18 protein-coding genes are annotated in these 20,906 nt (G+C 62.4%); 1 reads left to right on the top strand and 17 read right to left on the bottom strand.

Annotation, left to right across the window (positions count from 1 at the left end):
- Positions 1-58: 58 nt before the first annotated feature.
- The 10 genes from pilV to HLH36_RS16565 all read right to left on the bottom strand — a co-directional run bounded on the left by pilV (position 59) and on the right by HLH36_RS16565 (position 10,740).
- Positions 59-1,561 carry a shufflon system plasmid conjugative transfer pilus tip adhesin PilV gene (pilV, locus tag HLH36_RS16610; protein ID WP_182987429.1) on the bottom strand — a complete coding sequence of 501 codons (1,503 nt, stop codon included), beginning with the start codon at positions 1,559-1,561 and terminating at the stop codon, positions 59-61.
- On the bottom strand, positions 1,558-2,034 hold the full coding sequence (gene pilM, locus HLH36_RS16605; protein ID WP_182973700.1) for a type IV pilus biogenesis protein PilM: 477 nt from the start codon (positions 2,032-2,034) through the stop codon (positions 1,558-1,560). Before pilM ends, pilV begins: the two co-directional genes overlap by 4 nt.
- A gap of 9 nt (positions 2,035-2,043) precedes the next feature.
- The gene (locus tag HLH36_RS16600) at positions 2,044-2,550 is read right to left on the bottom strand and encodes a type 4 pilus major pilin (RefSeq protein WP_182973701.1); all 507 of its coding nucleotides are present in this window, start codon (positions 2,548-2,550) and stop codon (positions 2,044-2,046) included.
- A gap of 66 nt (positions 2,551-2,616) precedes the next feature.
- On the bottom strand, positions 2,617-3,741 hold the full coding sequence (locus HLH36_RS16595; protein WP_182987428.1) for a type II secretion system F family protein: 1,125 nt from the start codon (positions 3,739-3,741) through the stop codon (positions 2,617-2,619).
- On the bottom strand, positions 3,738-5,375 hold the full coding sequence (locus tag HLH36_RS16590; protein WP_182973703.1) for a GspE/PulE family protein: 1,638 nt from the start codon (positions 5,373-5,375) through the stop codon (positions 3,738-3,740). The genes HLH36_RS16595 and HLH36_RS16590 overlap by 4 nt, the downstream gene beginning before the upstream one ends.
- Entirely contained in the window at positions 5,375-6,568 is a 1,194-nt protein-coding gene (gene pilO2, locus HLH36_RS16585; protein ID WP_182987427.1) for a type 4b pilus protein PilO2, read from the bottom strand. The genes HLH36_RS16590 and pilO2 overlap by 1 nt, the downstream gene beginning before the upstream one ends.
- An 11-nt stretch (positions 6,569-6,579) precedes the next feature.
- Positions 6,580-7,194 carry a hypothetical protein gene (locus HLH36_RS16580; RefSeq protein WP_182987426.1) on the bottom strand — a complete coding sequence of 205 codons (615 nt, stop codon included), beginning with the start codon at positions 7,192-7,194 and terminating at the stop codon, positions 6,580-6,582.
- On the bottom strand, positions 7,191-8,894 hold the full coding sequence (locus tag HLH36_RS16575) for a pilus assembly protein PilN (protein ID WP_246376989.1): 1,704 nt from the start codon (positions 8,892-8,894) through the stop codon (positions 7,191-7,193). Before HLH36_RS16575 ends, HLH36_RS16580 begins: the two co-directional genes overlap by 4 nt.
- Positions 8,891-9,790 carry a toxin co-regulated pilus biosynthesis Q family protein gene (locus tag HLH36_RS16570; protein ID WP_338030483.1) on the bottom strand — a complete coding sequence of 300 codons (900 nt, stop codon included), beginning with the start codon at positions 9,788-9,790 and terminating at the stop codon, positions 8,891-8,893. The genes HLH36_RS16575 and HLH36_RS16570 overlap by 4 nt, the downstream gene beginning before the upstream one ends.
- The gene (locus HLH36_RS16565) at positions 9,787-10,740 is read right to left on the bottom strand and encodes a TrbG/VirB9 family P-type conjugative transfer protein (RefSeq protein ID WP_246376987.1); all 954 of its coding nucleotides are present in this window, start codon (positions 10,738-10,740) and stop codon (positions 9,787-9,789) included. The genes HLH36_RS16570 and HLH36_RS16565 overlap by 4 nt, the downstream gene beginning before the upstream one ends.
- Positions 10,741-10,849: 109 nt before the next feature.
- Between HLH36_RS16565 and HLH36_RS16560 the strand changes: the two genes are divergently transcribed.
- Positions 10,850-12,034 carry an RNA-guided endonuclease TnpB family protein gene (locus tag HLH36_RS16560; protein ID WP_182987424.1) on the top strand — a complete coding sequence of 395 codons (1,185 nt, stop codon included), beginning with the start codon at positions 10,850-10,852 and terminating at the stop codon, positions 12,032-12,034.
- Positions 12,035-12,070: 36 nt separating this feature from the next.
- On the opposite strand, the gene HLH36_RS16555 is transcribed toward HLH36_RS16560, so the two are convergent.
- The 7 genes from HLH36_RS16555 to HLH36_RS16525 form a co-directional block, all read right to left on the bottom strand.
- A complete protein-coding gene (locus HLH36_RS16555) occupies positions 12,071-15,211 on the bottom strand; it encodes a type IV secretion protein DotO (RefSeq protein ID WP_338030482.1) in 3,141 nt (1,046 codons plus the stop codon).
- Positions 15,208-15,615, bottom strand: a complete 408-nt coding sequence (locus tag HLH36_RS16550) for a hypothetical protein (RefSeq protein ID WP_182987422.1) — start codon at positions 15,613-15,615, stop codon at positions 15,208-15,210. Before HLH36_RS16550 ends, HLH36_RS16555 begins: the two co-directional genes overlap by 4 nt.
- A 134-nt stretch (positions 15,616-15,749) precedes the next feature.
- Positions 15,750-16,154 carry a hypothetical protein gene (locus HLH36_RS16545; RefSeq protein WP_182987421.1) on the bottom strand — a complete coding sequence of 135 codons (405 nt, stop codon included), beginning with the start codon at positions 16,152-16,154 and terminating at the stop codon, positions 15,750-15,752.
- Positions 16,155-16,195: 41 nt separating this feature from the next.
- Positions 16,196-16,741, bottom strand: a complete 546-nt coding sequence (locus HLH36_RS16540; protein ID WP_246376986.1) for a hypothetical protein — start codon at positions 16,739-16,741, stop codon at positions 16,196-16,198.
- A gap of 1,289 nt (positions 16,742-18,030) precedes the next feature.
- On the bottom strand, positions 18,031-19,323 hold the full coding sequence (locus HLH36_RS16535; protein ID WP_246376985.1) for a TrbI/VirB10 family protein: 1,293 nt from the start codon (positions 19,321-19,323) through the stop codon (positions 18,031-18,033).
- The gene (locus tag HLH36_RS16530; RefSeq protein ID WP_182987420.1) at positions 19,320-20,249 is read right to left on the bottom strand and encodes a DotH/IcmK family type IV secretion protein; all 930 of its coding nucleotides are present in this window, start codon (positions 20,247-20,249) and stop codon (positions 19,320-19,322) included. The genes HLH36_RS16535 and HLH36_RS16530 overlap by 4 nt, the downstream gene beginning before the upstream one ends.
- Positions 20,250-20,897, bottom strand: coding sequence for a DotI/IcmL/TraM family protein (locus tag HLH36_RS16525; RefSeq protein WP_182973713.1), 648 nt, complete (start codon positions 20,895-20,897; stop codon positions 20,250-20,252). It abuts the gene before it with no gap.
- Positions 20,898-20,906: the final 9 nt, after the last annotated feature.

The raw sequence follows: 20,906 nt of genomic DNA, 5'->3' as shown, positions 1-20,906 counted from the left end.
AAATCATATGTCCCGCGCTTCACCTGCGCCCCAGGCTCGCGGTGGATGGCGTTGCTTCTCATTCGGCGCTGCAGAGATGGAGGGAGCTGAAGCCGTAATCGCCATACCAAAGTTGTTCGATGTTCATGTCGGTTGTGCCGGGTGGACAGCTGTAGCCACCGGTAACGAGATTCGGACGATTATACCCTGTGTACCGGAGCGTCGTTGTCGGGACGTAGGTCGATATCTGGGCGGGAGGAATTTGCCATGTACCATTCAGGCACGACAGCAGACGGCCGGAGCCGTCTGCTTTTGCCGCAATCGTACCATTAGGTTCGCATGAATTGCCCGGCCAGGCGTTGCCTCCGTCGGTGCCGAGTCTGACGGAAGTGAACGTGGCGTGGTCGGCCTGAAGATCCGCGTTCGTCCCGTCGTAATGTTGCATTGACACGGAGCCAGGGGTCTCAACGGCAGCGTTGGTGGTGTCTCCGTAGAAGCACGCTCCGCTGACCCATAAACCGCACCCGGGAGTGATGACGCTGGCGTGGTCTTGAATGTCGACGTGATCGCCGACTTTTACGTACCCGTTATTGGCGATGATATTGCTTTGGTTGCCACCGGTCCCGGTGGCAATGGTCCCCTCGAAATAGCCGTCCTTCGCATGCAGGCCCCCGCCCCAGCCGGCAGGAAGTCCGGCATACGGATCAAGGCCGTTGACCCCGATGTTACGCGTGAAATAGCCGGTGTCGGCACCGATATTCGCCGGGGTGCCGTCGTAGTGCTGCATGTAGACGGTCCCGGGCGTTCGCACCGCAGCGTCGTTGTCATCGCCGTAGAGATAGGCCGACCCGACTTTTACACCGCCATAGCCACCATTCGGGTTGCCGGCGTTGAAGACGCCGCGAGTTGCGTTGACGTTGTTGGCGTCGTTGATGTCGTTCCCACCCATATCCAGCGAGGCTCGCATTGTGTTCAGTTCAGGATGTCCAGCGACTGAATCGCGATAAAGGTAATCCGTGGTCTCGCTCGATGCGTTTGCCCCGACGAGGATGCCGTACAGATGGCCTGGGCCTGGATTTGGCAATCCAGCAAGAGGCAATTGCCAGGAGCCGCTTGCTCCATAGGCATTTGAGGAATTCATGGAGCCGAACATTCCGTCCTCGGGCACGAAGCCGCCCTGCGCGCCCGTCAGGGACGCGATCGCAACGGCGGATTGGCCGGTCAGTGTGATCCCGTCGGAACTCTCGACGATTGCGTCGAGGGTTTTACTTTCAGGTTGGCGAACGTAGATTTGCCAGTTCTGACGGTATGGATTGACGGTGGTGAAGCCGGACGGCAGGTCGCCGTCGGCAATCAGAGCTGAGATGTCGATCGGCGACGTTCCTCCTACGGGAACAGTGCTCGCGAGATCAGATCCGTGCTTGTCGATGTAGAGCTGGGCGGCCTTCAGGAGCGCCTGGAACTGTCCGGCTGTGGTGGCATTCACAGCCTGCGTGGTGCCGTTCTCGATCATGCCGAAGTAGCGCGGGAGAATTGTGAGTGTGATGAGCGTCGCAATCATCACGCCAATAAGGGAGCTCATCGGTAGCCGGTTCCCGAGAGGCTTACGACAGACACAGCGTCTCCCACTGGCGCGGAAACAGGAAGCAATCCCATGTTGCCGGCGGAAGGAGTCGTCCATCGATCGCCGAGTGAAGTGCCGATACTCATGTCGCCGTTCGTTATGTGGATGGCGGCGGCAATCTGATCTGACGTCAGTTCCATCCACGCTTCGATGGTGACTGATTGGTCGTTGCGCACGATCTGATTTCCTGCGCTGGAGAGATCAAATCCATTACTGCCGAGGCCGAGCTGACCGAGAGTAATCGAGCCGGTAGCGCTCGGGTGGTCCTCGAGATATTTGAGCAGCGCCGCCTTGTACGCGAGCCACGCCTGTGCCGCAGCAGCGCCGCTACCCGAGGATAGCGGCGTGTTCTGGTTCTGCACCACATGGAGGCTCAGCATCGAACTCGTCACGGTTACAATAAGCCACATCGCGAGGAGGATGAACGGCATATGTGCCGGTTATCCGGCATACTCGAATGTGACGGAGGCCGTGCTTGCGCCGCTGGAGGCGTTACAGGCGTTGGCAATCTGGGTTGCAGCATCACTGTTGGAGAGCGGAATGTCGTCGCCATTGATATTGACGTTCTGAGGCGCCTGGCTTCTGGCGAAGGTCGCGCAGGAGTCGCCGTCGACATTGCTCCAGGCAACCTGGAATCCATTGCCCCATGTGCCGATCGTCACGGTGGAGCCGCCCCATGGACCGGCAATAGTATTGCCATCGCCGTTGAGCATGGACTTCGGCACCAGCGCCGCGCGGATCGCGGAGCTATTGGAGATGCTCGAGTAATTACGAGCCATCATGCCGCCATTGTAATAGGTCTCGATGTTGGTCGCGAGCTGGCTCTGTTCGCCGGCGGCAGTTGAACCGTTGTTGCGTGAGAAGACCTCGTAGGAGCCGGCGAGCACGGCAACCACGGCGAGCAATACCGCCCCGGCCTTCACGAGTAGGGAGATAATCTGGTCCATGCGAAGCCCCTGTGATGGTTTTGTAAGGCAGTATCCCCGGCTCGTTTGTGACTGCGCGCACGGCGGTCACATTGGCTGGCCGCCGCCCATGTTTGAGCCGATGTTGTTGGATGCGACGATGAGTGCCCCAGCGAGGAGCATCATCAGCGTGGTGGCGAAACTCTTGATCGCGGCAGCCTGCGCGAGCGTCGAAAGCTCGATCTCGTCGGCCCACATTTTGCTGGACTCAAGGAGGCGCCCATATGCTCCCTTGCCGCCCCAGCTAGCTTCGATATCGTCGATGACCTCGGGAGACGGAAATGCCAACCCGCTGTCCTCCATCGCTTCCGGAAGCGACATTCCCCTCGGACCAAGGCGCGCCAGGATGGCGCCAAGGCGCTCGGCGAGCCATGGCGAAGCCCCCTGCATCTGGTGTGCGAGAGCATCGGTATCGGTCATCCCGGCGCGTACGAGGGCGATGAAGCTCGAAATCCAGATGTATCCCTGGATGTTCCGGTAAATCGACCACGGGGGCATGCGCTCCAGCACCACACGCAGCGGCCCGGTCAATCTCGTCAGGCTGAGCCAGACCGCGACAACGGTGGCGATCAGCGATCCAAGTATGATGAAGGCATTCGCACCGGTCGCAAGGTTTGCCGCAAAGACGAGCACGTCTTGGGAGGTGCTGGCGGCGTGCTGGCCTGGAACCCCGTGCAGGAGGGAGGGGATGACCATTTTGGCCATTGCGTACAGGTAGATAAAGAGCACCACGATGTACATGAGCGGTTGAAAGGCCGCACTTCGCGCCGCCCGCATGATCCGGCCTGTCCTCGTCTTGATGTCGCACACCAGGTCCATTGCCGACCCGATGTCGCCGGCACGCTCTCCCGAGAGGATCATCATATATTCGTCGTCGGGGATGTATGGGCGAAGCGCCTCGGCGAAGGGCAGGCCTTGTTCCGTCATGCGCCTCAAAACGCTATCGAGCAGGCGGGGCACGGAGGAGCGGCGTCTGCGCTTCTGTTGGCGCGAATACATGCGAAGGATCCGGTCTACTGAGGCATTCTGCCGCATACGAACCGAGATCATCCGGTAGAGCTGGGCTCTTGTCCTCCAACGGAAGGACATATGGACGTCGAGCCATTCCGTCAGATTGGCGGTAACGCCAGGGCGGGATCGCGCGCTTGAGGTGTAAACGATGTTGAGCGTCATGCTGCCTCGGCGGCGCCGGCGGCGCGTTCAGCCATGACGGCGTCGTATGTACGGATGCGATCGACCTTCGCGGTGACCTGGTATGGATCGACGAGGCCGGCAAATACCCGACCCATGGCGGTCTCTACCATCGAAGCATCGACGCCTTTTCGGGCTCGAAAGCGATGTCGGGCGACCGAAACGCCGTGTCGCACAAAGTCGCTCATCAGCTCCTCGTCGGTTTCCACGACTTCCGCGACTGCTGTTCGCCCCCCGATCCCGGTACCCAGGCAGTGATGGCAGCCTGGTCCCGCGCGGCGGATGCGCGATGGATCTGGGCCCCATGTCGGTACAGCCTCGCGGGTCCGACGTGGCATACGGTCGTCGTCGCCCTTCCAGGGCACGGCACAATGGGGGCAGAGTGTGGGCAGGAGCCGCTGCCCCACGATGCCGCGCACGATCGAGGCGTTGCAGGTGGTTCGGAAACTCAGACGTTCGTAATCCATGTTCTGCAGGCGCAGGGGATAATCGAACGGGTCATCGACGTGGAGCGTTGTGACGACGAAGTGTCCGGTCTGGGCTGCGTCGAAGGTGGTGAGGGCCACCTCGGTATCACGGATCTCGCCGACCATCATATCGTCGGGGTCCATACGCAAGGCGTTTCGTAGCCGCGCCTTGAACTCCTTTCCGGCAGCGTCTGCGGAAAGGGCGTTGGAGATATCCATCTGGATAGCCCATGGCATCGGATATTCGGCCGGCTGTTCGATCGTGACCAGACGTCTCCCAGGCTCCGTACGGGCTTTATGCTGCAACGTCTCGAACAACAGCGTGGTCTTGCCTGAGCCGGTCGGGCCGGTGCAAATCAGCACGCCCGAGGGCGCTATTGAGATATTGAGGATGCGATCGACCTGGTCTTGGGAGAAGCCATAGCCCAGGAGCTTCAGGTGCCCTTCCGGCCGTCGAGGTGCGTGGAATTCAACCGCCGGCTGGGTGCCACGACGAGCACTGCCGGACCTGGCATACTGTAGTCGAAGGATCATGAACTTGCCGCCCTCGGATACCGGCAAACAAGGACCCTTCACGATACGAACATTGGCGAGGCCAGTGCCCTTGAGGACATCGCCGGCAACTGCTGCATCCTGGGATTCGCCCTCGCTGTACGCGCTGTCACGAGAACTCGCGAGCGTGTACATGGCGCGGATCAGACGGTCGGCATGGTCATTCGTCAATTCGTGGGCGACGACGAGCGTTCCGTTAATCCGGAACATGATTTCAGTATGGCGTTCCTTGCGGTGGATATGGATATCGGAGACTCCGCTTTCCGCTCCCTCACGAAGCAAGGCCAGGCATTCGCCTCGCACCTCCTCATCGAGATTGTCGTCTCGAGAAACCACAAGAGCGTCGTGGTGTGCCTGCTGGATGCGCTCTGTGACGGTCCCCATGCGCTCCCACTCGACACGAAGCGTCGCGAGGCGAGGCTCATGGCGCGCTTCAGCCAACCACGTCAGCATGACCTCGCGACGTTTGAGCGCCTCGTTCGCGAAAACAACCTGGTTAATCTCGTCGATGTGGATTTGCCCGCGCAGTTCGGCGGGAACCTGAATCGCATTGTCTTCTCGGGCCGTAGCCTTCTTGCGGAGAAGCAGATTGAGCATCAGCTCGCCTTCCCTTTGGTCACTGGCTGCACGGCGGGTTCGGTGAACGAGACCTTGATTTGCCACGCGCCCAAGGTGGGACCAGCTTCGCTCCCAAGGTACGCGCGCTTCATTTCAATCATCCGCAGCCCTTTGAACTGGTCCCACCGCACGGCCATGGGATCGCCCGGCCACGCGAACGTCGCGCTCGTGGTTGTCATGGGCAGCCGACGGTTGCCGATCATCAGGGTGACGGGCGAGCGATTAATCTGCGCCGGCGCGCCTGCAGCCTGGAGGAATCCGAACAGGTCGCGTTCCTCGAGCGTGTTGTCTTGCTCCTCGGGAACCCCGGGCGCGACAAGCAGGGGTAAAGCGTCGTCGACGATGTTGCCGTTGTTGGTGATATCCCCGGGGGGAGCGTCGCTGAGCGAGCCTCCCCTACGCGCCCATGAAACTGTCGTCTTGTCGTCTGCACACAGCACGCCAGCAACGACCCAGCCGCGGTGGAATGCGGCGGACGGCACGGCGGAGACGCATGCTTTAACCCACGCAGACGGCTGAATGGTCGGCGGTGTGCTCGGAGCTTCCGGCGCCGGCTTAGGCTTCGTTGGGCGATGCAGCATTGCCTGCCGCGCTCTGGCCCGGACGAGTTCCTGCTGATGCTTGTGGTAAACGTGGGTGCCTTCGGCAACACCGAGGGCAAGGGTGAGGGTCGCAGCCGCCGCGAGATATACGGGCCGGAGCGAGGTAGAGCGGACAGAAAGGGGAGCGTCAGGAAGGCCGGCTTGCAGCGTTTCGAATTCTGCTCTGGAGAGGATGTCCCGGCGTTCGAACGTGAAGCCTTCGAACCCGCTGCGGACGGCCGCGATTGTCTCGTCTCGGTAGATGGTGTCCGATCCGGGGAGAGGGCGGCCGGTGTCGTCTGTTGCCACGACCCAGAACTGATCGAGGCCAACCTCGTATTCGCCATAATATCGCGGGCCAAACGTCGATGCGACCGCGAGCATCAGGCTGTGGAAGGATTCCTTGAGATCTAGTTGCTCGGCTACAAGAAAGCCGATGGCCCCCGGGAACAAAGGAGAGCGAACCGTGTAGTTTGCTCCGAGGCCGAGCGCCTCGGAGCGGAGAGCAAAGAGCGAGGGACGTCGTTCGTATGTCCGCCAACGCAGGTCGCCGCACCAGATTCTGTGCTCAGCCCGAATGAAGAATGCCATGATTCGCCCCGTTAACCATGTGTCGGCGGCGGATAGCTCGGCGCGCCGGGCACTGCGATGATTCGGGTCGGCGTGGGGGCGTCGCTGCTTCCACGCAGGGTGAGGACGGAGCCGTCCGGCCGACGCAGGGTCAATCCGCGCGATGAGATGGCGGTAACGACACTCTCGTCGCGAAGGCGCGTTCCGCGTTCCACGTCCTGGCTGCTGCCATCGCTGAAGCGCAGGGTAGCGCCTGTCCGCCCGCCGTCGGTCCATATGGTGTCATAGGTCGGCGCTGGAGACGGCGCGGGCGGTGCCGGCACGGCGTCGTCTTGCCGTGCAGGGAGGGGTGGCGGCTGAAATTCGAGAGCGGATCGATCAGGCGCTCCGACCGCTGCTCGCGGTTTGTCTTTCTCGGTCAGGCGGCGAATGTTCTCCTGCATTGCCGTGCCAAGGTCGGAGACGATCTTCGCCTGCTGCATTACGGTGACGCAGGCGTTATTCGCATCCAGTTCCGCCGGCGTGAGTACCTGACCGGGCGCGGGTTCCGCCAGACGGCTCGCGCATTCAGGGATTGGGGTTTGGGCCCGCACCTGGAGAGGCGCGGCGAGGGCGATGGCCGCGGCTGCAATGGCGCTGCGTCTCATAGGGTCCGGGCCTCCACTGTGACGACGACGTGTGTTTTGGTTACCTGGGCGTCACCGCCGCCGCCGAAGAGCCAGTTCAGTGCTGATCCCACGCCGGTACGGCTGCGGGACGTGGCATCGTCGACGTAGCCGCTCAACACCAGGGTCGAGCCGCTCGGGAGCGCAACGGTGTCGTCTAGCGAAGTGCTCGACGTCTTCGGCGCCTGGATGCTTGAGCCATTCGACGTGATGTTCTGCACCGCAAGGAGTGTCTGGAGCAGGAAATTGGTGTGCAGCAGAATGCGGTTGTCGACGATCTTGGGCGTCACCGAGCCCATGAAGCCCGACATCACCACGCCGGGGGACAAGGAGTTGGCCGTCCCGGCATTGGTCGCAAGGGTGGATACGGTGCTGGCCAGATACGTCGTGTTGATGCCGTTCTGGAGGGGCGCAGTGACACCGTTGGTGGTGACGACGGACCGATCGTATTGCTCGGTGACGTTGCCGAGTTCGTTCAACGCCTGGAAAACGACGTTCGATCCGGAGAACAGGCCGCCGGTTCCGCGACCCGTGTCGAGGATCGATGCGCCGAAGCGGAACGGAGTGTCACCCGACTGGATCGAGGGGATCGTCGCCGGCGTCGACGTCAGGCCGACCAGGCCGTTGTGCGACTTGAATGCAAATTGCGGACTCCAGCCATAATTCGTCTCCCGAGTGATCTTCACCGTGTAGACGTGGACCTCGACGGCGACCTGCTTCATCAGACTTTCGTTGACGCCGTGCATCCAGTCTTCGATGCGGGCGACCTGATCGGGTGTGCCCGTGACGGAGAGTGTTCCGAGCCCGTCATCTGCGACGACCTGGGCTCCTCCTGAGACAATCTGGGCCGTGCGCTCGATGGTCTTCCAGCGATTGGTTTTACTGGTGTTACTGATCGACGCCATGCCAGCGGACTGGCCGGATGAGCCTCCCGAGGACCCGCCCATACCGCCACCGCCCATACCGCCGCCGCCACTCATGCCCCCGCCCGACATGCTCCCGCCGGATGAGCCACTCCCGCCCCCCGTGTAGGCCACGATCGAGGTGTTCGCGTTCGTGTCTCCGGGGAACGCCGGAATGGTGAACGTGCGCGTTTCTGTCCGGAAGAACTCGATGTGTCCATCGACCCAGCGCTTCCATACCCCAAAGCGTGTCGCGATCGCCTGGAAGACGCCCTCGCGTGTCCCGCTATATGCCAGCCAGTTGCCGCTGCCGCGCCAGGCCGGGAAGGAAGAACGGGTTCTTGAAGCGGCGGCGGAGGCGAGAGCGGACGCAACCGGCGGCGGAGGCAGGTTGGTGCCGTTGAAGGTGATGGGAGTCTGATTGCCGGCAGACCCGAGACTGTCCGCCAGATCGTCCTGTTCGGCATCCGGAGCGATCCGGACGGGGATACCGGTCTGGCGACTGGCCTGGATGGCGGCATCCCGCAGGGAGACCGGGCGCGCGATCGTGAGCGAGGACTGTACCTTCAGAATATCGGGCAGCGGATCCGCATCATGGAGTGTCTCCCCCACGAGCCACGGCTTGTCGCTCTCGGTGATAATTGGCGTGTTCGGTACCCTGGAGTCACGCGATCGCGCGAGAGTATCGTCTTCGCTCCGCCTCGCCTCCTGGAAGTCCTGACACGCGCTTAGAAGCGCCATCATCGCGACGGCCGAGAGAATATGACGTTTGGTTTTCAACGGCCCTGTCCTCCGGGCGACGTGACGACAAGAAAACGGTTGCTCGAGTGGAATTCCGCGCGGATGGACTTGCCCTCATCCGCGATCGTGCGAATCACGTCGCTCATGACGGTGTGGAAATCGCCCGTGAAGGTGGTGAGGGCAGGCACATTCCAGTTCAGCTCGTGCGGCCACTCGACCTTCCAACCGGCGCGGTCGGCCCAGGCGATCATCTGATCGCGGATGGGCTGTCCTTCGACGAGCGTCCAGATCTCCGCTGGAGGCTGCAGCTTGAGCGGCGCGGCCGGCGGGGCCGTCGGCGCCTGCGGCTGCCGGTTGATGAGCGTTTCGTGGATCGGGAGTGCGGCGCCTGTCCGCGCAGGCGCCGGCAGCGGAGATACGTTGACGCCTCGGATGTTCGGCTCGACCGTATGAAGCTCCGGCTGGGACGGGATGCGCATTGCAAGCGAGGCGCCAGCGCGCAGTGTGCAGCTTCCCGTTCGGATCAGTGCTCCATCGGCTGCATGCCCGTAAAGGCACGTTGCTGCGGCGTCATCGACATCGAGTTCGAGAAGCAGGTTCAGACCAACGGCCGAAATCGAATAGCGCACGGTGTGCGCGCCGGGGTAAGGCATCCCGTCCGGGGAAAGGGCGAAACCGCGCTCCCGCAAGGTGTCGCTGAGAAGCGTCTGTGCGTGGGCCTCGTCGGCTCCTCCAAATGGAGACAGACGCAGGGTTGATTGCCCAGGGTCCATACTGTTGGCGAGGATATCCGCGATAAACACCGTCAGCGCGGACGTGTCCCGGAATGTTGCCCCGGTAACATGAGAGGCCCTGTCGGCGGGCGTCTCAGTGGCACAGCCGGCCATAAGCCCGAGCAGAGTTGCGCCGATAAGGGTGGGGTGGCGTCGGATCACGTCTTGCCTCCGTGGGTAATTCGGATCACAGGCGCGCCAGGCCCGGCTCCTATCAGCATCGCTTGATCGACCCGCCGATCGACGACGTAGGAGTCCCCAATCACCCTGTAGGGCTGCGCGGCACTAAGCGCAGGTGAGATGACGAGCAATCGAGGGGCTGAGACGATCCCGCCGGGCGGGAACTGGAAATAGGTGTGCCCGTCGTCGCAGTAGACACGCATCGGCTTCCAGGGGAGATCGGGACCCTCAATGTGGTAGGTGAAGTCCGGTCCTGATTTTCCCGGGGATTGTGACGTCGGCGTCGGCGGCTCAGGTTGGGTCGTGCCGTCGGACGGCCCGTAAGTGAAGGCGACTGTGCGCATGGTGTCGCCGTCTGGCTGGAGCGCGAGAGCGTAAGAGCGCCGGCTCGTGGCGAAGTGCAGAACCGATGGCCGCGCGCCGGCCTGTGGGGTCAGAGCAACTGCCCACCCAGCGTGTACGCCTCGCGTGCCCCGAACGAGGTCGGCGCGCCACCCACCGAGGTCGGCGCCCGTGAGCGCGCTTCCGTCCATCGTCTCGCCGCGCTGCAGCCTCACAAGGCAGATGCTTCCGGGCGCACAGCGGATCCGCGGATAACCGTCCCCGTACGCGAACCAGACCGCTGACGGTCCAAACACCGGACGCGCTTCTTGGGCCTGCGCCGGCTCAGGCACGGCGCTCGGCGTGGAGGTCGGTGGCGTGATGTTGAGGGGCCGCTGCGCGCGGCGAGCGTCAGTTACGGCGAGAGGGATGGCCCCGCGTGCGGGGGTCTCGATCCGCTCGTTGATGCTGCCTAGGAAGCCGTTGATCCGATCGAGGCTGCGTTGCAGCGCCAACTCGGGAGAGGGCATGCCTGGAACCGAGACGGACACGGGCTCGCTCGCCGCCTCGCTGCACCCGGCAATCAGGGCCGCGCTGATGATAGGGGTCAAGATCCGGGCAGTCTTCATCCTAAACCGCGCTGGAAACCCCGGCATTTTTGCCGGGGAGGAAAGCGAAAAGCCTCTGTACTTTTCTCTCGTTCCATATTAAGTTAGCCGCGTGGCGTTTCGCGGTTTCACATACCGACTTGAACCCGATCTTGCGCAGGAAGAATCCTTCGCGCAGTTCGCGGGCGTCTGCCGTCTGGTGTGGAACCTCGCGCTCGAACAGCGCCGCAATCACTGGCGCAACTATCAGGCGCGCACGGGAAACAATCTGAACTATGTGGCGCAGGCGCGGGAACTGACCGCCCTGCGCGCCGATGTCGATTTCGTCCGCGCCGTCAGTCAGGTGTGTCAGCAAAACGCGCTCAAGGCGCTTGATGACGCCTATCGCCGTGCGCTCAAGGGCCTCGGCGGTTTCCCGCAGATGAAAAAGAAAGGCGAACACGACAGCTTCACATTCGCGGGGCGCGATGTTCAGGTCGAGCGCCTTAACCGTCGCTTCGGTCGCGTGAAGCTGCCGAAGATCGGCTGGATCAGGTTTCGCATGACACGAGACCTGTCCGGCAGGATCACCGAAGCCACGGTCTCGATGACGCCGCTGGGGTGGCATATCTCCATCGGCTGCAAGGATTGCGACGTGCAGGCGTTCGCGACCGACAGAACCGTTGGCGTTGACCGGGGCGTGTCCGTTCCGCTGATGTTGTCTGACGGAACGCCCTATGCGCTGCCGGAGACGTTGGCGCTGCTGGATCGTCGGGCTCGCAAGGCGCAGCGCGTCGCTAGTCGTCGCAAGCGTGGATCCCGCCGATACGCCAAGGCCCAACGTCGGGTTGCGGCGATCCGCGCCAAACAGGCTCGCGTCCGCAAGCACTGGGCGCACGGCGTCACGACTGACATCGCCCGAAAGTTCGGAACCGTCGTGATCGAACGGCTTCGCACCAAGGACATGACGAAATCCGCGTCCGGCACGATTGCTGAGCCAGGTCGGAACGTCGCCCAGAAGCGCGGACTGAACCGCGCCATTCTCAATGTAGGCTGGCATCAGATTGAGGCGATGCTTTTCTACAAGGCGAACCGGGTCGTGAAGGTCGATCCGCGTTTTACCTCGCAGACGTGTTCGTGCTGCGGAGCCGTGGACAGTCGAAGCCGCAAAAACCAAGCGGCCTTCGTCTGTTCTGCCTGCGGCTTCCGCGCCAACGCCGACCACAACGCTGCAATCAATATTCTTCACAGGGGGAACACTCCTGTCGTGGAGCCGTCCGTGAGGACGGCGTTGAAGCGAGAACTACAACCGGTCTGACCGGAGAAATCTCCGTCCTTCAGGGCGGCGAAGATGTTAAGGGGAGACTATGGAGCTATCGTTTGTGACTCCGGTCGAATCAGCGGACGGCCTGATCACAGTCCCCAGGCCCGTGCCGTCGCAGATCTCGCGAGCGAGTTCGTCGATGACCCCTCCGAGGTCAATACTGGTGTCTCGCCCCGCTTTGATGCGTGCCGTTTCACGACGCTCTATTTCGGCCTCCGCGCTTCCGCGCGGGAAGACCTTTGCCAGCCTGCGGCGTGCCTCAGCGGTGCCCAGCGCGTCGTATAGGCGCCGCCGCAGTGCGGTGTCCTTTGGGCTGGTGGACAGGGCCCAGAGCTCGATAGGACCCATCAGATTCAGCACAAAGAGTTCGAAGACTTCGTGCTTTACGCGGGTCTGCCAGATCAAGGGCGCACCGCTACCGTCCGGCCGCGGTCCGTTCAATCCGTTATAGACGATCGCCCGTGCGGCGGCGCTGAGCTGGAAGCGCTCGCAGATCGCCTTTGCTTCCTTTTCATCGGGCGCGCCGAGAATAAACCGGCCCGTTGAGTGAGAGATCAGGTACTCTCCGAAGTCGTCGAGTTTCTGGCTTGCCAGTCCGATCTTTACGTTCAGCTTGGCCGAACGTCGGGCCGCTTCCTCAAACTGCCGCTGGATATGTGGAGCGCCGGCCGTGCGTTGAAATTCGTCACACTCGATCCGCTTGAAGCTCTCACGAAACTCCTCGAACCGCCTGCGATGGTATTGTTTCACATGAGGCGGCACGCTCTCGGCATCGTCTGGGTGAAGGAAGAAGTTTTTGGCGACGATGTGAAAGCCGAGAAGGTACATCAGCTCGGTCTGTCTTTGGGACTCCCCGATCCCTTCGGGCGCCACCCGGCCGATGTCGAGGACGACGATCCGGGCGTCGCCAAGGTCAAGACGGGTCGGCCGGTTCAGAGACGGGTATTTGTCGATAAAATGGGTGATGTAGCGGCGGAAAATCCCGATAGTGGACTCTTTTCCAGATGTCGGGGTGACGTCCTCGAACCGCTGTAGGCGCGGCTCCCGAAGCACACGGATCAGATCACCAATGGTCGGCGCTGCCCACTGTGTCGCCCGATGTGCCATCCGCATATCGCCCGCTTCTGCGAACAGATCTGCAATTTGCCACCAAGGGGTGTCTCGCTCAGGCGCAAGTCGATTCCGGGACAGTTCCCTATCGACAGTCGGATCGATTCCAGGCCGCCAGACCTTTGGCTGCACCGAAGGTCCATCGTCGGAGAAGAACTCGTAGACAGCCGGGATGACCGCGTCGATCAACTGGTTCATGGACTCGAACGGCTGCCCGTCAATCGGCGTGCAGATCAGGCCGAGGAAGTTTCGCAGGAAAGTCGTGTGGTATTCCAGCGGCATCCGGCAACAGGTCTCAGGATCGAAGATGTTGACGGCGTGTTCTTCGATCAACTGAAACGACACATGAAGTGCCAGATACTGGTCTGCCGCGCGCAGGCCGGCACGAACCATGTCCACGAACCCGGAAGATGAATCGCCGACATCGAGCTTGCCGATCAGAGGGACCCGGGCTCCGTGTGCCGTCATTGCCGCCGGGCTCAGCACAGTGTTTAGGAGCAGTGCATTCGCGAGCATCGACTTGCCGTGTCGCGAGGGGGCGACAAAGAGATCGAGCACGGCGTCCCGGCCGGACCCGGCAGGGTCGTAGTGGACGATCGTCCCGTCGGCCGCCCGGAACAGCATTGCACCGTCGAGCCACGGCGACGCCGGCCGTGCCCACGGCATCATGGCGAGCATTTGTGAGAGGGGACCCGCTGACGGCGGGGCTGTCGATGCGAGGGCCAGCCCTGGCACAGACGACAACACGCCGGCGAGAGGGTCGCCACACACCCGGCTTGCAGAGGCGCCGCCCCACGACTGGATAGCTTGCTCCAGGCGCGAAGCCCGTACTTTCAAGGTTTCGGTTTGCCCTGCCGGCGCAGACGTTGCGAATGCCATGCGGAGCTTGACCGGGGTATCCTCCTGGCGTGCCCGCATGTCCTTGATCTCGGCGAATGCCATGTTGATTGGGAGGTTCGCGCCAAATTTCAGGAATGTGGCTATTGCGTCCTTCCAGAGCATGTACCCGGGGCGGATGCCCTCGATCATTCCAACCATACGCCAGGGCATGCGACGGCCAGCCAGCTTCGCAGCGAGTTCCGTGAAACTCGGTATGGGCGTATTCGGAGCCCCGGGATGCGGCATCTCAGGTGCTCGCGTGAGCTCAAGCGGTGTCCAGTCAAGCGTGGACAGAGTGGCCGTCGCAAAGTCGGGCGTCAGCGCATCGTCACGGAATAATTGCTCGCGGAGAGGGGGCCACAGGACGTCCGCGACATCCCGGGGCGGGATCTCGTCAGGGACCGTCTGGCTGCAGCGCCCCAGCGGCGTGGAGGGCGTCCAGTCGCTTCCGGCGGTCTCAGGGTAGATCTCCTCCCTGATCGCCCGCAGGCCAGCTTCAGGGGCAAGGATGTCAGCAAGCACGGCCTCGCCGGCCAAAGCCTGTAGGACGCCTTGGACAAACGACGAGTGGATCGTGCCGAGTTCGAGGCTTCCCAGAAAAGGGTTTTGCGCGTCACCTAGCGGCGGCAGTCCAGCGAGATTTCGCCGGCGCTCAGCCCTTGCCTGTCGTGCCTCTTGACTGGAGAGGCGGCCTGGCCGCGTCCACAATGTGAGATAGATGCGCTCCTGACGCATAAAAGGCGGCAAGACACGCTGGCGTTCGGCAAAGATATCTTCGAACTCTGCGTTCAGCGCTGCGGCAATTGTGCGGCGTTCGTCGAGATTACGAGCGATTGTTTTCTCGACCCCCTCAGGATCTGCCGCGTATGAGAACTGCAGTGCGTGTCCGGGGGCGGCAAACAGGCTCGTCAAGGCAAGCCGGAGACGAGACGACGCAGCCCGGATTTCCGGCCCGCTGGCGATACGCCGCATGCCTCGCAGTCTCAGGACTGTCACGTAATCACCGCCGAACGTGACGATGCCATGCCGGTCACAGGTCGCAAGGTCGCAGAATGCAGTCAGGTCCCGCTTGAAGAGGCTGGACGTTGCGGCGATTGCCTGAAGGACTCTATCGCCGAGCGACAAGCCTGCCCGCGAGACTGGAGCCGGCTTCTCTGACTTTTCTTTACGTATGAGGTTCACGGGCCGCAGATCCACTCAGCCGCGGCAGACTGGTAGAGCCCATTGTCGGGCCCAAACCATCCCCCCAATGCAACAAAGCGCAGCGCGGAGACACCGGTGCGCTTCGGAATGGTGATGCCGTTGAGTGACAGGCCGGCGGCGCGGAGCACTGACGGGCGATCGGTGCCGATCCGGGCGATGGCAGCGGCACGTTGCGCAAGCAGCATGTCGAGGACAGCTTGGGCCGCTTTGGCAAAGCCCACCGGGTCAGTGGTGGGGTTGGCAGTGCTATCGGCCGCGCGGGCTGTATGGACGGCCGTCACCAGGCGGCTGACCACCGGCTGGTCGAGGTGGGGCAGCCATATGAGCGCCGAGACCTTGTCGATGTCCGGCTCGTCCAGCGCGAATGCTGGAACGCATGTCATGCAGAGGGGCCGTCCCGCTACCGAAGCCGCTGGCGCGAGATGACCGCAGCACGCGCAGCGATCGGGTGCGTTTGCGGCAAGCGGACCAAGTCTGAGCGCGCCGGCGGGCTGCATCGAAAGCGAGACGGGGTCCATCACCTGTCGAACCGCATCTGCTGCTGCTCGCCGGTTACGGTCGGGCCGGAGTTGAAGATCGTAAAGGAGGCAGTCTTGGCGAAAAAGGGAAAGGCAAGAAACACGCCCCCCAGCACTCCGGCCGCGACCAGCATACCCGGCCGGCTCCCGGCGTTCGGGTTACGCTGATGCTGATACCAGCCGAGCCCGCACATGATCAGCAGGACGCTTCCAAGGATCCAGCAAAAGGCATTCATGAGGTATGACCACGCGCTGAGAGCATGTCCGGTCGATTGCTGCATGATGTCGTCGATCGCCTGGGCGTGGGCGCCGGGGGCGAACACCACGACCGAGAGCGCAAGTGCGGTGAGCGCCGTGGCGCGGCGAATCCCCGGCGTCCTGCGGGGTGAATCTAAATTCGGCATGGAGCCTCCTTTGGGGTGGATAACGAGAAGCGACGGCCGCATCAGGAACCCAGCTTGAGTTCCTTCAGCAGAGCGGGAGCGATGACGTCCGCGTTCATCACGAAGAAGCCTGAAATGCCCATGACGGCGTTCAGCGCGGGCGAACTGTTGTTTGTGCCTTTGGCGCGGCCGACCTGTCGGACGAGTGCGAAGTAGACGATTAGCGCACCGTAACAGGCAAAATAGGTGTGCCAGACGGTCAAGATTGCGGTGAGGGTCTGTAGCGGCCCACCTCTTGCGGCGTTGGAGAGCGTGTCCGTCGAGAAGCTGAGCTTTTGGGACGCTCCCAGGTCAACGTTGGCCGCAAAGCCGAGTGTACGGTTTCCCACATTGAGGAATTCCGGGAACGACAGGAACGTTGCACCGACTGCGATCATCAGTTCGGGGACGAACGGCTTGGCGAGCAGGCCGTTCGGCGCGGCAGACCGTTGCAGAATTCCGAGGAGCCCGCCGACAAGGAACCAGGACCCGCCGACGTAGCACAGCAGCGGGAGGACCCACGACAGGGCGAGACCGATGTCTTGTGCGAAGTCGAAGAGACCTTCCATGACGTCGGCTCCTACCGAATGACGCCATGCTCGGTGTGGACGACGAACGCGTTGCCAATCTGCGTAATGCCCTTAACGGCGCCCCAACCAGGAACGGTGTCGTCGTTGACGACGCGGATTGCGTTCCCCGAACTATCCTGGAGTATCGCAATACCAGGTGCCCCCGCCTGCACGTGATAGACTGGGCGTGCCGGCTCGCTTGGTCCGGTTGGCGCAATGGGCCGAGCTACTGAATTCGGGGGTGTCGCGTGGCTTTGTGGCGACCGGGCTGGACCAGTTTCCTGTGGCCGTGCCGTAGCCGCTTGAATCGTTGTCAGGGTCTTCTCAACCAGATCCTCTCGGTGCTGCAGTTCATCCATCCGGCCGCCGGCTGCTCCGATCCTCTCCCCGAGGGACACCTGCAGGCTGCTCACCTGCTTCTCGAGCGTCGCGAGATGATCGGCTAGGCCTGCCATCTGCTTGGCGAGGTTGAGCTCAAGCATCTCGTCCCTGCTGGGAGCGGGGCTTTCAGTGTCTGCTGATACGGTCGGGACCGGCTGCGCACTCGGGGCGCGGGAGACGGTCTGGATCGCTGTTGGGACCGCCGCAAGGGGTGGCGTGCCAGGTTGGGAAACAGGACTGGAAGGCTGTGGTTGAGCCGGAGCCGGAGCCGGAGCTGGGGCGATGGCCGGCGTTGGTTGCGCGGGCGCACTGGGCACAGCCGCTACAGCAGGTGGCCCGGGAATACCCGCACCGCTGAACGGCTCTTCAGTGTTCGAAGCATCCTCTTGCCCGGCGGGCGAGGGCATGGCCGGCGGGGTCAGGGCATTTGCTGGAGGAACGTCCCGCGCCGCAACGGTGACCGAGGGGGTAGTTGTCTTGGCCGCCGAGGACGCCAGGGAGCGGACTTTGGGCCCTGCGGTCCACAGGTGAGGCCCGACCAGCGCGACGCCCGCGACTACGGCGGTCGCTGCGGTCGCAAGGAAGATCGGTGTGGTGAGGCGCCCTCGTCGGACGCTCCCACGATCACCGTCTGTCGCCGCGGGCACCCTGCCGTGGGAAATCCGGCCCGCCGCGTCGCCGGCGTCCTCACCGGACGCATCGAGCGCCGATAACTCCTCGGACTCCGTGGCGGGGTCGTTTGTGCCGCTGTCCTCGTCGGTTCCCTGTGCGCGGCGGCGCGCACGCAACATTTGGGTCACGTCGGAGACATTGTCATGTCGCATCGCGCTACCTCGCATGAGTGTCTGGCCCTCCTTTCGGCGAGGATCAGGATCGCGCATGCGTGTGTAACCGCAGGGGTTCTGGCGCTATTCGCCGGGGGCGAAGACGGGTTCCTCAAAAACAACACCGACAGGATCGCCGGACCGTAGCCAGACCGTCGCCTGTTGGGGGGTCGCCTGCTGGAGAATCTGGCCGAGCTGTTGTCCCGCCTTGCCGGCGGCAACCCCCATTTGTTGGGGCAGTGTCAGGTGTGTGAAGGAGGCAAGGCCAACCCCGCTCGTATAGCTGCTCGTGTTCGTATTCTGCATCGCGTTGCCGAGGCCTTCGACGAACGCCGCGGCTGTCGGCAGGATGATTCTTGTCGCGATATGCTCGTCGACGTCTGACGCGACACCAGTCTCTGCCGTATCGGGTGAAACAGCGTAGGCGGAAATGCCGATCGGGTCGGCATCCCCGATCATGAGCTTGTCGAACTTGATTACGAGGAAATTGTCTTTTCTTTGAAACGCACCGGAGACGCGAGCGTGGATGAGCGCTCCGCTATCGATTTCTACGAGCGCCTGACCACCAATATCACTGTTCGCAGTCAGTACAGCGTGTCCGTAGACGCCACGGCCCGCCGCGACGAGCGGACGCCCCTTGCTCTTGCGCGGCGATGCTGCTGGAGGGCCCGACGATCCGCTAACGGTCGTGGCCGTCTCCGGCCCCGATTGCTCAGGAGTGCGCGTAAAAGCCTGTCCGTTCGAGCCTTGCTTCGCTGCTACAACGCCCTGGCTCGGTAGCTTTACATCGAGCGACGGGGCATGGCTGCTCCAGGCGGCGAATAACTCCGCTTCTGCCAGGTCGGAAAGACTTCCATTGTTCGCTCCGCGGGACCCGCGTGCGCTGTCAGCGCCATGGGAAGCGTCTTCCGCTGGGTCTCGCGTAAAAGGGTTGCTTCCATCGGGCGATTGCGGGGGATCCTGGTGGTGCTCCGCTGGTGGCGGTGCGCGGCGAGGGGGCGTGGTGGAATGTTCGTGTTCGCCGGGGGCACTGCCGATGACCGGGGCGTTGTCTCCCTTGAGGTGATCGTTTGTCGCGAGCGCGCTTGCGAATGACTTATGGCTCGCCTCGGCCGCTCGAGCGTCCGCCATTTCCTTGTCTCGCATGGTCCGGTCGAGCATGTCCGAGTGATTCTGCCCCCCTGCCGGCGCCGCCATCTGAGGCGGCATCAGATCGCTGGCTTTCGGCCGAGGGTGATCGTCGTGCGCGAGGAGATACCATCCACCCCCGAAGACGACGACCAGGCCGAGAACTGCCAGACCGATGGATCGTGTAGCGACCAAACTCTTTCCGAGTGGCGTGCGGCTAATCGGCGTCGCCGGAGCTCCGTCGCTCATGGGGCGTCATCCGACAGGGACACGCTGATCATCCGTGTTCCGGTTGATACAAGGACGACAGAGGTTTCCGGAATCTCGAAGATTTCCACATCATACTCTGACTGGTGGGCGCTCGGGGCTGGAGATACGGGCCAATATCCATTGTCCATTCGAAGAAACATCTCGTGGCCGATTTTCCATGCACGGGTGTGATCGGGGCTGACACCGCTCACCGTAAGCGGAACGGCATCGGCCGGCGGCGCACCATCGAGCAAGGCGTTGAAGAACGACGCTCCCGTAACCGGGGCATCCGCTTCCGTAACCGGGACGGACTTTGCATTGGGACCACGGCCTTGCACTCGTGCGGTCAGGTCGGCGTCGTAAGCGCCCGTACCCGCCATAATCATGAAGTTGATGGGCTTCGGCGCGCCTTTCAGGCTCACCAGGACCCCGCCGTGGGCGTATCGGGAGATGGGCGTTAGCTGAAGGACGTTCGAACCCGCCTCGGGCACGCAAGCATATATGCCGACCCCGCGGACGGCTGGGTTTTGTCCCTGTCCCCTCGCATCGCAACCACCACCCTTGTTGGTCGCGAGATCCCACGCGATAGGCCACGGTTGGCCCGTTTCGTCCAGAAACGTAATTGAGGCGGGATAATCCTGGGCTATGCGCACAATGTTGGTCTGAGCGCCCGGTGCAAGCGAGATCGTGACCGACCTGGAGACAGGCACAGCGAGGCGGTGCGGGTCGTCAATCCCGTCAAGGTTCTTCTCGGCCTGATCGTAGCGGTCGTATAGGCCCCTCATGACCGGCGGTGGCGGGAGATTGCGGAATGCGGGATCAACCGGGTTGCGGTCTTGCGCCTCCGGTTGAGATTGTGCGAGCGCCGTCGAGTGGACGGCGGCAAGCGCAAGCCAGCCGCCGACGAAACCATAGAGACGCCGCATTTACCCTCCGTTATCCGAAGCGCGAGGGGCGTTGAGCTCTGTAATCACGAGCCCATCGGGGTGTTCAGGCGCGTTTGTTCTTCGGATCGTGACATCAATAGAGAGCAGGTTTGTTGTTGATCCGGAAGAGTTCTCCCACCGTAGCAGCATCGGGAAGTGAACGTGCCATTCGTATTCCCCATGCTCATTCTTTCCCTCAGAACGAATTGTCGCTGCGCTTTTTGGAGAGGCGGTGAGGAAGACGCGCTTCTCCTTGATAAACTCAATGTTGCCTGGCCCCTTAAACGCTTGCCCCCATGCGTTCCACGCTGGAATGTCGAAATCGGCTGCGGCTACCGCAAGGTGCTTGGCATAATCGACGTAATTCATTGTGTAGAGATTGGTTACTTTGGCGACAGCCCAATTCGTTATTTCCGAATCCGAAAAATACGGCTGATCCGTCACGATGAGCTCACGAGGCTTGCCCAGTGAATCGTGAGCGATGTAGCGCACATGTGGCGTGTGGGAGACCTCGACGACCAGGGCCAGCGCGAGAAGTATGTTCAGGCACAAGCTTACCGTGAAGGCGAGTAGTGCGTGTTTTATCGTGCGCTGGAGAAATTCCGGATCAAGGAGGCGGCGCTGCAAGGCCATGCGACTGTTCAGCATCAATGAATG

It is taken from the genome of Gluconacetobacter aggeris (genome assembly GCF_014174395.1).
GTDB classification, from domain to species: domain Bacteria; phylum Pseudomonadota; class Alphaproteobacteria; order Acetobacterales; family Acetobacteraceae; genus Gluconacetobacter; species Gluconacetobacter aggeris.
Note: the sequence above shows the minus strand (reverse complement) of the source record. Positions and strands in the feature narration are given on the sequence as shown.

Excerpts from the sequence above, each read along its gene's own strand:
- HLH36_RS16530 (WP_182987420.1), bottom strand. The coding sequence starts at position 20,249 with ATGCGGCGTCTCTATGGTTTCGTCGGCGGCTGGCTTGCGCTTGCCGCC.
- HLH36_RS16540 (WP_246376986.1), bottom strand. The coding sequence starts at position 16,741 with ATGGAAGGTCTCTTCGACTTCGCACAAGACATCGGTCTCGCCCTGTCG.
- pilM (WP_182973700.1), bottom strand. The coding sequence starts at position 2,034 with ATGCCGTTCATCCTCCTCGCGATGTGGCTTATTGTAACCGTGACGAGT.
- HLH36_RS16525 (WP_182973713.1), bottom strand. The coding sequence starts at position 20,897 with ATGCTGAACAGTCGCATGGCCTTGCAGCGCCGCCTCCTTGATCCGGAA.
- HLH36_RS16600 (WP_182973701.1), bottom strand. The coding sequence starts at position 2,550 with ATGGACCAGATTATCTCCCTACTCGTGAAGGCCGGGGCGGTATTGCTC.
- HLH36_RS16545 (WP_182987421.1), bottom strand. The coding sequence starts at position 16,154 with ATGCCGAATTTAGATTCACCCCGCAGGACGCCGGGGATTCGCCGCGCC.
- HLH36_RS16590 (WP_182973703.1), bottom strand. The coding sequence starts at position 5,375 with ATGCTCAATCTGCTTCTCCGCAAGAAGGCTACGGCCCGAGAAGACAAT.
- HLH36_RS16580 (WP_182987426.1), bottom strand. The coding sequence starts at position 7,194 with ATGAGACGCAGCGCCATTGCAGCCGCGGCCATCGCCCTCGCCGCGCCT.
- HLH36_RS16535 (WP_246376985.1), bottom strand. The coding sequence starts at position 19,323 with ATGAGCGACGGAGCTCCGGCGACGCCGATTAGCCGCACGCCACTCGGA.
- pilO2 (WP_182987427.1), bottom strand. The coding sequence starts at position 6,568 with ATGGCATTCTTCATTCGGGCTGAGCACAGAATCTGGTGCGGCGACCTG.
- HLH36_RS16595 (WP_182987428.1), bottom strand. The coding sequence starts at position 3,741 with ATGACGCTCAACATCGTTTACACCTCAAGCGCGCGATCCCGCCCTGGC.
- pilV (WP_182987429.1), bottom strand. The coding sequence starts at position 1,561 with ATGAGCTCCCTTATTGGCGTGATGATTGCGACGCTCATCACACTCACA.
- HLH36_RS16550 (WP_182987422.1), bottom strand. The coding sequence starts at position 15,615 with ATGACATGCGTTCCAGCATTCGCGCTGGACGAGCCGGACATCGACAAG.